This window comes from Planctomycetota bacterium (genome assembly GCA_026387035.1).
Classification (GTDB): Bacteria; Planctomycetota; Phycisphaerae; order FEN-1346; family FEN-1346; genus JAPLMM01.
Map to the genome: position 1 here is coordinate 1 of JAPLMM010000148.1, position 11735 is coordinate 11735.

Sequence of the window (11735 nt, forward strand, 5' to 3'; positions counted from 1 at the left end):
ATTTGCTGGTGCTGGCGCGCCACCAGGTCGCGCGTGATTTTGGTGGACTGGAAGCCGCCCAGGGCGATGAGGTCCACGCCGCGATCCTGGACCTCTTTCGGGACGACCGTCTCGACGCTGCCGGTGATGAGCACCTCCTCAATGACGACTTTCTGGTCGAGGGCGCGTTCGCGGACTTCGGCGAGTTGACGGCGGGCGCTTTCCTCGAGTTCCTTTTCGAACTCTCCCATTTCAGCATCGACGAGGATCTTCACGTTCAACAGTTGCCGCAGCGTCTCGGTGTCAACGACGGCGAGGGCCGTGAGGCGAGCCCCCAGCGCGCGCGCGAGTTCAATGGCCCTGTCGGCGGCATGGAAGGACGCCTCCGTGCCATCGACGAGGACGAGGATGTGGTTGACGGGCGGTTTAGCCATGGCTCATGCCCCTTTCGAACGCGGCGGCGAGGCGGTCCTTGATCATGCGGAGGATGACGAACGACTCGCGTTCGCGGTCTTCCAGGCTCGAGACGATGTAGGAACAGGTCTGTGTGTAGTTCGGGATGAAGATTTTCGAGAGCGCATTCGTGCGGCGCTGGGTTTTCTTAAGTTCCCGGGCCAGCCGGAGCACTGCGTTTTCGAGTTCCGCGAGTTCTCCGACGAGGCGCAGGATCTCGGCAAATCGCTGCATGGTGATGTCGGTGTGGGCGCTCGTGCCGACCACGCCGAACTGCGCGCTCGGCGGCTCGGTGCGCACGCTGACCGCCGGCACGCGGATGCCCATCAGCGGCTGGTCCTTCAGGTCGGCCTCGTGCTGAAGGCGGACGGCGAGGGTCGCCCGGTCCATGGCGTCGGAGCCTATCTCCAGGATCGCTTCGGCGAGGGCGGCGTAGGCGCGGGCGAGAGACTCGGCGACGCGGCGTTCGGCGTCGCGTGCGCGGCCGAGGCGGCTCATGAGTTCGAACGTCAGAATCTGGCGCTTCTGATCCAGCAGGTCGAACCCTTCGCGCGCAAAGTCCAGTTGGCGCCTGAGCGCCAGGTAACTGGACTTGGTGGGCGGCACGTTGAGTTTAGCCATCGGTACGCGCTCCCCTTCGGGTCGCGGCTAAGCGTACGGCTAACGGGTCGCGGTAATGCCGGTTCAGGAGTTCCTCGCTGAGGCGATGGAGTTCATCGCGCGGGAGCATCGAGAGGACGTCCCAGCCGATCTCGAGCGTCTGTTCAATGGAGCGGTTCTCGTACTCGCCCTGGCTGAGGAACCGTCGCTCGAACGCGTCGCCGAACTCCAGGTATTGTTTGTCCAGGAGTCCGAGTTCTTCCTCGCCGATGACGTCCGCCAGTCCACGGACGCGTTTCACATGGGCGTAGCCGGCGAACAGTTGGCTCGCCAAGGCCGCATGGTCGTCGCGCGTTTGGCCTTTGCCGACGCCGTCCTTCATCAGCCTTGAAAGGCTGGGCAGGCCGGCGATCGGCGGATAGATGCCGCGCTGGAAAAGGTCCCGTTCCAGAACGATCTGGCCCTCGGTGATGTAACCCGTCAGGTCGGGGACGGGGTGGCTGATGTCGTCGGCGGGCATCGTGAGGATGGCCATCTGGGTGATGGAGCCCTCGGATTCTCCGATGCGGCCGGCGCGTTCGTAGATGCCCGCGAGGTCCGAGTAGAGGTACCCCGGGTATCCTTTTCGTCCGGGGATTTCGCCGCGGGCCGTCCCGACCTCCCGCAGGGACTCGCAGTAGTTCGTCATGTCGGTCATGAGGACGAGGACATGCTGGTTCTCGTCGAAGGCGAGGTGCTCGGCCAGGGTGAGTGCGACTCTCGGCGTCAGGAGCCGCTCGACGCTCGGGGCATCGGCCAGCGAGAGGAACATGGCGGAGCGCGCCAGGGCCCCCGAGTCCTCGAAGTTCCGGACGAAGAAGTCGGCGACGTCGTGCTTGACGCCCATGGCGGCGAAGACGATGGAAAACTCGACCCGCTTCTCCAGGAGCCTCGCCTGGCGGATGATCTGGGCGGCGATGCGATCGTGCGGCAAGCCGTTGCCCGAAAAGATCGGCAGTTTCTGCCCGCGCACGAGCGAGTTCATGCCGTCGATGGCCGACAGGCCCGTCTGGATGAACTCGCGGGGGTATCGGCGGGCTTGGGGATTAATGGGCAGGCCGTTGATGTCGCGGCGGTCGGCGGAGAGGGGCGGCGGTCCGCCGTCGGCGGGCCGGCCCAGGCCGTCGAAGATCCGTCCGAGCATCCGGCGCGAGACCGGCAGGCGCAGGCTTTCGCCGAGGAACCGGACGCGGGTATCCCGGTTCGAGAGGCCCTCGGTGCCCTGGAAGACCTGGATGACGGCGGCGGCGTCGGAGATGTCGAGGACGCGTCCGAGGCGAGGCCGGCCGTCGGGCCCGATGATTTCCACGAGTTCGTCGTATCCCACGTTGCGGACCCGCTCGACGACGACGAGCGGCCCGTCGATGCGCCAGGCGCCGACGTATTGGAGCCCGTGGTCCTGAATGTCCGGCAACTTGTTCGACACGCGCAAGTCCCCTATTTGGCGTATTCGCGTTCGAGGGCGTCGAGTTGGGCGGCAACGCGTGCCTCGAACTCGGCGAGTTTATCCATTTCGTCGTTGCCGACGGCGTTCTTGATTCGCATGAGTTCCGGCACGCATTCGAGCCGGCGCAGGCGCTCGAGCGGCGCCCCGGCCTGGATCACCTGCTGCCCCCGGCGATAGAGCATCAGAATGATCCGCAGGAGGGCGACCTGGCGCTTGGGCGAACAGTAGGCGTCCTTTTCCTCGAAGGCGCTCTGCGTCAGGAAGCCGTCCTTCAAAAGTTCGGCGACGAAGAGGATGAGGCGCTGCGCGTCGGGCAGGACGTCGGGCCCGACGAGTTTGACGATCTGCTGGAGCCGTTCCTCGCGCTGAAGGACCTTAAGGGCCTCCTGCCTCAGGTCCGCCCAGTCGGGGGCCTGGCGCTGCCACCAGTCGGCCACGTCCTCGACGTACTCGGAGTAGGAGCGGAGCCAGTGGATCGCGGGATAGTGGCGGGCGTTCGCGAGTTCGGTGTCGAGGGCCCAGAAGCAGCGGATGAAGCGTCGCGTGTGCTGGGTGACGGGCTCGGAGAAGTCGCCGCCGGGGGGGCTGATGGCGCCGACGATGCTGACGCTGCCGCGCTCGCCGTCGAGCGTCACCACCGCCCCGCCTCGCTCGTAAAACTGGGCGAGGCGCGTGGGCAGCGACGCCGGGAACCCTTCCTCGGCGGGCATTTCCTCGAGGCGTGCGGCCAGTTCGCGGAGGGCCTCGGCCCATCGGCTCGTGGAGTCGGCGAAGACGGCGACGTTCCGGCCCTGGTCGCGGTAGTACTCGGCCAGGGTGATGCCGGTGTAGATGGAGACCTCGCGTGCGGCGACGGGCATGTTGGAGGTATTGGCGATAAGGATGGTGCGTTCCATCAGGGGCCTGCCGGCCCACGGGTCCACGAGTTGGGGGAACTCCTGGAGGACTTCGGTCATTTCGTTTCCGCGCTCGCCGCAGCCGACGTAGACGATGATTTCGGCGTCGGACCACTTGGCGAGTTGGTGCTGGGTGATGGTTTTGCCGGTGCCGAAGCCGCCGGGGATCGCGCCCGTGCCGCCCTTCCCAATCGGGAAGAACGTGTCGATGATGCGTTGGCCGGTGATGAGGGGCTCGTCGATGCGTCGGCGCTGGCGGACGGGCCGCGGCCGGCGGACGGGCCAGCGCTGGACCAGGGTGAGTTCCTTCGGTCCATCGGCGGTCTCGACGACGGCAATTTTTTCGTGGATGGCATACTGGCCGTGAGGGGCGAGCCAGCGGAGCGTGCCGGCCACGCCGGGCGGCACGAGGATGCGGTGGTGAACGAGGGGCGTTTCCAGGACGTCGCCGATCCGCTGGCCGCCGGTGACCTCGCGTCCGGCCTCGCCGACCGGCTCGAAAGGCCACTTCTTCTCGGGATCAAGGGGCTCGACTTTTTCGCCGCGCGCAATCCAGGGTCCCAGGCGGGCGTGGATCTCGCGAAGCGGGCGCTGGATGCCGTCGTAGATGTTCCCCAGGAGGCCGGGGCCGAGGCTCACCGACAAGGGGGCGCCGGTCCTCCGGACGGGCGCGCCGGGGCGGATCATCGTGGTCTCTTCGTAGACCTGGATGGTGGCCGAGTCGCCGAGGACGCGGACCACCTCGCCGATGAGACCCTCCTGGCCGACTTCGACGACCTCGTACATTTCGGCCCCGCGCATGCCGAGGGCCGTCACGATCGGGCCGCTCACCCGAGTGATGACCGGCGCGCGGGTTTCGGTCTTCAGGGCCATCGCTTACGGCTCCTTGTCTTTCCCGTCGGGCACGAGGCGGGCGCCGATGACCAGACGAAGCGCGGGCCAGAGGCGCTCGAGGCGTGCCGTGAGACGGTTGTCCACAACCTGCCGGCCGTCGGCGTCGCGGACGATGACGCCCGCCTCGATGTCCGCCGGCTCCGGGGCGACGGCGATCTGGAGTCCCTCGCGTCCGGCGGCTTTCCGGACGTCGTCGGCCAGACGGCTGCCGAACGCCTTCAGATCCTCGGCCCCGAGTTCGAGGACGAATTGTTCGCCGGCCATCTGGGCCAGGGCTCCGGCGGCGAGGCGGACGAGGCAGGCGCGGTAATCGTCGCCTCGCTCCAGGAGGCGCTCGCGCGCCTCGTGGCGGACGGCGTCGAGCACCTCCTCGGTCCGCTGGGCGCGCATGCGGGCCTCTTCGACGGGGATGGCGGCGAGGACGAGGTTGCGTCGTCGTTCGGCCTCGCGTCGTGCGGCGTCGAGGCGCGAGACGCGGTCGGCGTCGGCCTCTTTTCGGGCCTTCTGGAGGGCGTCCTCGGCCTCGCGTTCGGTGCGGCGAAGGGTGCGTTCCGCCTGGCGGCGGGCGTCGGCGAGGATCTCCTCGCGAAGGACGTCCTGCGGATTGGGTTCGTCGGGCGTCACGCGCTCGATTCCTCCTGACCGAGACGGATGCCGACCGCCTCCTGCACGAGTTGGCGGAGGGTCTTGCGTCCGGGCATCGGCCCCTGGGGTCCGGGGATCTCGACGATGAGCGGCCGTTCGCGGTTCATCCGGATGTCGTCGACGAGTTCGCGGACGTCGGCGGCGACAGTGTCGGTGAGGATGACGATGCCGAGGTCGGGCCGGCCGGCCGCACGGCGGATGGCCTGATCGGCCTCGCCGACGGTGGCGACGGCTTCGCCCTCGACGCCCGCGAGACGGAACCCGCGGACAGTGTCCTCATCGGCCACGCAAAAGAACTTCACAGCCCGCCTCCGTGTTACATTTTGGTCATTAACATCATGGCGACGGCAATTTCCTTGCCGTCGAGGTCGAACAGGGCCGCCTCCGACATCGTGCCTCCGTTGTCGGTTCCGAGCAGAACCTTGGCCATGCGCCAGGTCTCCTTGTCCGCTAGGCCTCGCCGGGCTTGGCCGCTTCGGCCGACTTGGCGGCCACCGGGTCGCGGAACAACAGCGCGAATAGCACCAGCAGGACGGCCGAGATAGCCGTGCTGGTCAGCCACATTGGCTGCCAGTTGATAATCTTCTTGGCGCCTTCGGTCACGGTGTTGGCCTCGATAAGCCAGCCGTTCGCGAAGTTCCCCACCAAGAGACCGACGCCGAAGATCAGGAACAAGAGGCCCTGGGCCTGGGCCTTCATCTCCTTGGGCGCCTTGCGGTCCACGTAGATCTGCGCCCCCACGTAGAAGAAGCCGAAGATGATGCCGTGCACCAGGATGGCGGTGTAGTACAGCGCGTTCACGATGTACGCGTCCACGATGTAATTGTTGCCCAGAAGGCCGGCAACCACCGGGGCGGGAAAAGTATCCTTGTAGTACAGCGTGTCCACGCTGCCGTTGTTGCCTAGGGCATAGGCGCCGTAGCGGACGAGCAGGGCGAGCAGGCCGACGACCATGGTCCACTTCAGGCCGCCGCGGGCGATGGCCACCGGCACGAGCAGCATCAGGAACATCTCCACGAACTGGCCCCAGTTCATGGTCACGGTCAGGTACTTGAACGCCTTGGCCTCCAGGAAGGCGGCCCCGTAGGTCCAGTGCGCCGAGAACGGAATGGTGGCAATCAGGTACCCCAGGACCAGGACCGCGAAATGCCAGTCCTTCATGAGCGCCAGGGACCGCAGGCCCATCACGTCGACAATCGAGGTCTTCTGGCCCTTGGCCGGCGGCGGCGTATGGGGCAGGAGCAGGGCGAAAACGCCTCCGGCCAGCGCCACGCCCGCCCCGCAGTACAGCGGGATCGCCGTCCCGTCGATCACGGCGCCCCACACTTTCTCGGCCACGATGCTGAACAGGCCCGCGGCGACCCACCCGATCGAACCGAACACCCGGATCTGAGGGAACTTCTCCGCCGGGCTGTGGCTCATCGCAATGGAACTGGTCAGGCCCCACGTGGGCATGTAGCACAGCATCGCCGCCAGAAGCAGCAGGAACAGCGGGAACGGCGCCGTGACCTGCGCCGACAGCAGGAGCAGCACGCAGGTGGCCAGGTTCAGCGCCGCCAGCACCTTCTGCGACGCGAAGTTGCGGTCGGCAAACATGCCGATCAGCGGCGACGCCAGGCAACCCAGCGCCATCGAACTGCCGATCAGGGCCATCTCAAGCCCACCCATGCCCAGTTTCTTGACGTAGGCCGTCAGTTGGACGAACCAGACGGCGATCAGCATGTACTGAAGAAACATCATCGTACTCAATCGGATTCGGGTGCTCATGGACATGGTAGCCATCGTCGGCGTGTCTCCACTAGCGGGGCGGTCCCGCGGTACCGTGCGTGTTCTCCGGCCGCCCGGCAGGTTGGTCGCCTGCCCTCGCCCCTATCGCATCAGCATGCCGCCGCTGACGTCCACGGTCGCGCCGGTCATGAAACTCGCCAGCGACACCGTGAAGGCTACAATGGCGCCCTTGCTGGCGTCGTAAGCCGATTGGCCGGACCGCGAGACGGAACCCGCGGACGGTGTCCTCATCGGCCACGCAGAAGAACTTCACGGCGCGCCTCCGCCTAGAACTTATTGAGCAAGATGACGGCGACGATGAATCCGATGACCGCCAGACCTTCCGCGAGGCCGACGAACGGCAGGCTTCGCAGAAGGAGTTCGGGTTTTTCAGCCGCCGCCCCGAGGGCCGCCGACCCGATGCGTCCGACGGCGTAGGCGGCGCCGAGGATGCTGACGGCGGTGACAAAGGCCACCGAGGCGGCCAGCGCCATCGCCTTGGCGTCGCTGACGGCGGGTCGGGCGGCGGCCTGGGCACGGGGTTCGTCGCCGGGGTTGGCGGCCGAGTCGGCCGCCGGTTCGGCGGCCCGGACCGGCGCGCCCCAAAGCAGCACAGCCACCGTCACCGCCAAAAGCATCCATTGAAGCGCCTTCATGGTCATCTCCTTCGCTATGGTCGCGGGGAGGACCCCGCGTCCCTCTCAGCCAGCCGGAACGGCCGGAACGCCCGCCCGCTGCCGGAGAAAAACTTCCCGAAAAACTCGTAGTACTGGAGCCGGATCGCCTGGACCGACGCGATGATGCCTTCCAGGAGAATCGTCAGGATGTTGCCGAGGATGATCACCAGGACGCCCATCGCGCTGCCGAGCCCCCCTCCCCCAACCAAGTGCGAAACCTCGCGCGCCATCAGGAACGTGGCGGCCAGGAGGGCCGCATGGCTCATCGCGTACGCCGCCAACCGCACGAACGAGATTGTGTTCGCCATGTACCCCAGGACGCCCTCGAAAACCTCGACGACCGACTCGACGGAGGCCAGGAGGAGGCTGTCGCCATGCGCCGCGCCGCCGGCGCGCCGCCGCAGGGCATAGGCGATCGGCTCCTTGAGCGCCATCAGCAGCAGCGCCAGGGCCGGCAGGACGACCAGCAGGGCCACCTCGATCCAATGCAGGTCCACCTCATGATAGACGAGGATTTTCATCAGGAGGGCGAGCACGCCCCAGTAGAAGACGGCCCCGACGACGCCGAACTTGTCCAGGAACCCCCCGACGATGTCGCCACGCCGGAACCGGTTGATGATGTTCAGGATCAGGCCCAGGCTGATGATCACCACGCCGATGACGATGGAGTCGGCCAGGAGTTCCATCGTCTTGCCTTCCTCCAGCGGGTTGTACCAGAGGCCCCACCCGCGCATCCCGAAATACTCGCCGTACACCAGCCCGAAGCCGATGCTGCTGGCGCCGGCCAGGAGCAGCAGCATGCCGACGTCGCGGACCTTCTCGCGCCGGGCCGCCACCAGCATCGCCAGGCCCCCCAGCACCAGCACCCCGCCATGACCCACGTCGCCGAACATGATGCCGAACATCACCAGGAACGTAATCGCGACGAAGAGGGTCGGCTCCAGTTCCCGGTATCCCGGCAGGCCGTAACCCACCACCAGCATCTCGAACGGCCTCAGGAGCCGAGGATGCCGCAGCAGCACCGGGATCTGGTCCTCTGGGACGTCGCCGGGGTCCTCGGCCTCGACGACGCATCGGCCGCCCACCAGGTCCTGGAGGCGGTGCCGGACTTGCGGGACGTCGGACTTGGGAATCCAGCCGGTGATGAGGACCGTCGCGTCGGTGTGGGGGAAGTTCTGTTCGGCGTCGAGGATTCGGCGTTCGATGTCGGCGGCGGCCCGCAGGCGGGCCAGGGGCGAGGCCAGGTCCCCCCGCAGCGCCTCCAGCGCCTCGCGCGGGCGGGCCAGTTCCTGCCCAAGTTCCGCCTTCTCGCGGCGGGCCTCGGCCAGGACCTGCTTCATCGTTCCCGCTGCCGGCTCCGGGATCACCTCGTGCTGAAACCCCGCCTGGTCCAGTCCGGTCTCCAGGGCGAAGCGGCCTTTGCGGCTCGTGACCGCCACGAGCCGACGGCGCCCGCCCTTCTCGCCAAGCGGCAGCAGGATGACGTTCGGCCCGACCTTTCTCTCGAACGCCTCGAAGTGCTCTTCCGGCAGGCTGCCCATCGCAAAGTGCAGGAACGAGAACCGCCCGATCTGCTCCAGCGACAGGTCCAGGCCCTCGTAGGCCCCGACCTGTTCCAGGAGCGTCGTGACGCGGGCCCACCGCTGGAGGGCTGCGGCGCGGCTCTGGAGGACCTGGGCCGCCTGACCCTCCAGCGGCGCCAGCGACTTCTCGATCTCTTGCAGGCCCATCTCCGCAGGATGCTGCGCAGGGGGAAGGTCCGTGCCGACCTGCGGCAGGTCGGCCAGTTCCAGGTCGCGGACCAGTTTGTCCACTCGGGCCAGAAGCGCGTCCGCCCGCCGAAGGTCCTCCGTCCGGTCCGGCGGCGCCTGCGGCGCCGTCTCGGGACCCGCCTCCGACCGCACCAGGTGGACCGCCCCCAACAACCCTAAACCGCGCAGCACCATCCGCTCGTCCCGTTCCAGGACGACAACGCTCAGACGCTGCATCGGGACGACGCTAAACACGGGTCGGCTCCCGTTGAGCGGCCGGGCCTCGCCCCGGCGCAGCGGGGATGAGGCGCCGGCGAATGGCGTCGGCCGGTCGGCCCAGCCGGATGCCCTCGCTCAGCGTAATCAGGTTCGCCAGTTCGACTCGGCGGATGGCGGCGTAGGCGACGACGGCGCCGAGGCCCATGTGGCATCGGCGGAACGCCCGGTTCGCCAGCCGGTAGTACCGCCCCCACGCCAGGGGTTCCAGGTCCGCCGCCGTCAAGGCTTCCTTCGCCACCGCCGGAACTTCATCCAATGCCGCGCCGGCTGCCGCCGACGCCACGTCGGCCACGTGCTCTGCGGCTGCCATCGCCGCGAACGTCTGGCGCGGAATCCGCGTCTTGCGGACGTGGAACGGCACGATCGCCTCCGGACCCAGGCCGTAGTGGAACTTGCCCCGCGCCGCCAACATCATATGAAACGTGTCGGCTTCCTGGAGGGCGATCGGGAGGACTTCCCGCCGGTCGGCGGCCGGCAACGCCCGCGCCCGCGACAGCAGTTCCTCCAGGTACCCGGCATCGAGACCCGCCTCGAGGAAGAAGGCCTTCGGCCGGCGGGCGAATAGGTCGGCGCAGCGCCGGAGCCCTTCCCGGAGCGGCTCGTGCGGCACGAGGGCGGCGAACGCCTCCAGCGACCCCGCCGACGCCAGCGCCTCCACCGGCAGCGCCAGGTCGTCGGGCAGGAGGATGAGGTGCGGCCGGAGGTCCTCCAGCGCCATCCCGCCCGCCAGGCCGCGCGCCAGCACCTTCAGGTTCTCCATCTGGAACCGCACGCCCAGCCAGTCCAAAATCTTTCCGGCGGCCCCGCCCAGGCGCGACGCGATCTCCGTCAGTTCCTCCACCTGGTCCAGGATGAGCACCCGCTGGAGCGCCGCAGCGGTCAGAAACCGGCTCTCGGGAAACAGGGCCCGCGCCAGGTCCGTCACGGTGCGCAGCCGACAGAGGGCGTCGAGACGGTCGGCCTCGGCGAGGCGGCTCCGGCGGCCGTGAACGTTGGCCGCCAGGTAGTCCAGATCCAAAGCGATTTGCAGGGCCATGGAGGCTACCCGTTCGTGGTCCCGTCGGCCGTGCCGCGGACGACCCTCTCGACCGTTTCGACGGCTTCTTTCCGGAGGGCGGGGGCGACCTGGAGTTCGGCGCGGATCGCTTCAGCGGCCTCCTGAAGACGGGACCGTTTTTGCTGTTCGGCTTCCTGGACGGCTGTGCGGACGACCTTGTCGGCCTCGTCCTGGGCGTCACGGCGGGCCGCTTCGATGAGTTCCTGGGCTTTTCGGCGTGCGTCGGCCCGGATCTGGTCGGCCTTGGCTTCGGCTTCGGCGACGATACATTTGGCCTCGGCCTCGGCCTGGAGCATTTTTTGGATAACGTCGCGCATCGTCCCACCCCGCCTGCCCTGTAGTAGAGATATTCTCTCACTACAGGGCCTGCCGCCCCTGCCCGACCCTTCCGCCTCACTCCTCGGCGTCGAGAATGTTGAGGATTTCCCTGGCGGAACCCGCTTCGACGAGCCGGCGGTAAAGTCCCGGCGTCTGAACGAGGCGGGCGATTTCCGCGAGCGCCCGGATATGGGGACCCGGGTCGTTGATCCGCGCCAGGAGCATGAAGACCGCGTGAACGGGCTCGCCGTCGACGGCGTCAAACTCGATGCCGTCGGCGCTGGTGCCGACGGCCACCGTGAGCGTCGGAATCGACGCGTGTTTGCCGTGCGGGATCGCAATGCCGTCGCTGATGCCCGTCGTGCCCTGCTGTTCGCGCTGGAGGACGGCTTCCAGCGCGCCCGCCCGGTCGGAGAGGCGGCCGGCGCGGACGAGGAGGTCAATCATCTCCTCGAAGCACTCTTCCTTGTCCCGGCTTTCCAGACCGACCCTGACGACGGATTCGTCGAGCAAGTCGCGCAATCTCATCGGCGTGCTCCTGGTTCGCCGCCCCGCCGGCCCAGGCTCTAGCGCCCCGACCGGCCTCGGGCAGGTGGCCCGCTCCTTTCAAAACGATTCCGTTATCGTAGAAACCGGCAAGGTCCATTGCAAGTGTTGATTCTCCGGTCCCGAGGCGCCCGGCGCCGCCTGCCACGGCGTAGTCGCAGACGAAGCCGGGTTCGAGCCGCGACTTTTCGAGCCGGCGGCGGGAGCCGCCGGGCACGTTCCCTGCCGTGGCCCGTGTCACGGTGGGGTTCAACTTACGACCGGCGACCTGTCCTCCGTAGCCCGCAGGGCGAAGGAGGATTGTGGATAACTTTTTTGAGGAGGTTTTGGGGGGTATTTTGGGGCGGTTTTTTGGAGACCACCGGCCCTGGCGCTAGCTTCCGGGGG

13 protein-coding genes are annotated in these 11735 nt (G+C 67.6%); all 13 read right to left on the reverse strand.

Annotated elements, in window-relative coordinates; translation table 11 throughout:
• The coding region (locus tag NTX40_04980) for a universal stress protein (protein MCX5648436.1) at positions 1 to 413 on the reverse strand (413 nt) is incomplete at its 3' end.
• Positions 406 to 1053, reverse strand: coding sequence for a V-type ATP synthase subunit D (locus NTX40_04985; protein MCX5648437.1), 648 nt, complete (start codon positions 1051 to 1053; stop codon positions 406 to 408). The genes NTX40_04980 and NTX40_04985, both read right to left, overlap by 8 nt.
• Positions 1046 to 2497: a V-type ATP synthase subunit B gene (locus NTX40_04990; protein MCX5648438.1), complete on the reverse strand. Its 1452-nt coding sequence runs from the start codon at positions 2495 to 2497 to the stop codon at positions 1046 to 1048. The genes NTX40_04985 and NTX40_04990 overlap by 8 nt, the downstream gene beginning before the upstream one ends.
• Before the next feature lie 11 nt (positions 2498 to 2508).
• A complete protein-coding gene (locus NTX40_04995) occupies positions 2509 to 4287 on the reverse strand; it encodes a V-type ATP synthase subunit A (protein MCX5648439.1) in 1779 nt (592 codons plus the stop codon).
• Between the two features lie 3 nt (positions 4288 to 4290).
• Positions 4291 to 4932: a V-type ATP synthase subunit E family protein gene (locus NTX40_05000; protein MCX5648440.1), complete on the reverse strand. Its 642-nt coding sequence runs from the start codon at positions 4930 to 4932 to the stop codon at positions 4291 to 4293.
• Positions 4929 to 5255, reverse strand: a complete 327-nt coding sequence (locus NTX40_05005) for a V-type ATP synthase subunit F (protein MCX5648441.1) — start codon at positions 5253 to 5255, stop codon at positions 4929 to 4931. The genes NTX40_05000 and NTX40_05005 overlap by 4 nt, the downstream gene beginning before the upstream one ends.
• A 148-nt stretch (positions 5256 to 5403) precedes the next feature.
• A complete protein-coding gene (locus NTX40_05010; GenBank protein ID MCX5648442.1) occupies positions 5404 to 6720 on the reverse strand; it encodes an MFS transporter in 1317 nt (438 codons plus the stop codon).
• Positions 6721 to 6822: 102 nt separating this feature from the next.
• Positions 6823 to 6972, reverse strand: a complete 150-nt coding sequence (locus NTX40_05015) for a hypothetical protein (GenBank protein MCX5648443.1) — start codon at positions 6970 to 6972, stop codon at positions 6823 to 6825.
• Positions 6973 to 7007: 35 nt separating this feature from the next.
• Positions 7008 to 7376 (reverse strand): ATP synthase subunit C, encoded by a 369-nt coding sequence (locus NTX40_05020; protein ID MCX5648444.1) that lies wholly within the window; start codon positions 7374 to 7376, stop codon positions 7008 to 7010.
• Positions 7377 to 7390: 14 nt separating this feature from the next.
• Positions 7391 to 9403, reverse strand: coding sequence for a hypothetical protein (locus NTX40_05025; protein MCX5648445.1), 2013 nt, complete (start codon positions 9401 to 9403; stop codon positions 7391 to 7393).
• Positions 9396 to 10463 (reverse strand): V-type ATPase subunit, encoded by a 1068-nt coding sequence (locus NTX40_05030; GenBank protein MCX5648446.1) that lies wholly within the window; start codon positions 10461 to 10463, stop codon positions 9396 to 9398. Before NTX40_05030 ends, NTX40_05025 begins: the two co-directional genes overlap by 8 nt.
• Positions 10464 to 10468: 5 nt before the next feature.
• Complete coding sequence (locus NTX40_05035; protein ID MCX5648447.1) at positions 10469 to 10801, reverse strand: hypothetical protein; 333 nt, start codon at positions 10799 to 10801, stop codon at positions 10469 to 10471.
• 76 nt (positions 10802 to 10877) lie between these two features.
• Entirely contained in the window at positions 10878 to 11330 is a 453-nt protein-coding gene (locus tag NTX40_05040) for a PTS sugar transporter subunit IIA (GenBank protein ID MCX5648448.1), read from the reverse strand.
• Positions 11331 to 11735: the final 405 nt, after the last annotated feature.

Coding starts and splice junctions, on each gene's coding strand:
- NTX40_05010 (MCX5648442.1), bottom strand. CDS start 6,720: ATGAGCACCCGAATCCGATTGAGTACGATGATGTTTCTTCAGTACATG.
- NTX40_05040 (MCX5648448.1), bottom strand. CDS start 11,330: ATGAGATTGCGCGACTTGCTCGACGAATCCGTCGTCAGGGTCGGTCTG.
- NTX40_05020 (MCX5648444.1), bottom strand. CDS start 7,376: ATGAAGGCGCTTCAATGGATGCTTTTGGCGGTGACGGTGGCTGTGCTG.
- NTX40_04985 (MCX5648437.1), bottom strand. CDS start 1,053: ATGGCTAAACTCAACGTGCCGCCCACCAAGTCCAGTTACCTGGCGCTC.
- NTX40_05030 (MCX5648446.1), bottom strand. CDS start 10,463: ATGGCCCTGCAAATCGCTTTGGATCTGGACTACCTGGCGGCCAACGTT.
- NTX40_05035 (MCX5648447.1), bottom strand. CDS start 10,801: ATGCGCGACGTTATCCAAAAAATGCTCCAGGCCGAGGCCGAGGCCAAA.
- NTX40_05015 (MCX5648443.1), bottom strand. CDS start 6,972: ATGAGGACACCGTCCGCGGGTTCCGTCTCGCGGTCCGGCCAATCGGCT.
- NTX40_04995 (MCX5648439.1), bottom strand. CDS start 4,287: ATGGCCCTGAAGACCGAAACCCGCGCGCCGGTCATCACTCGGGTGAGC.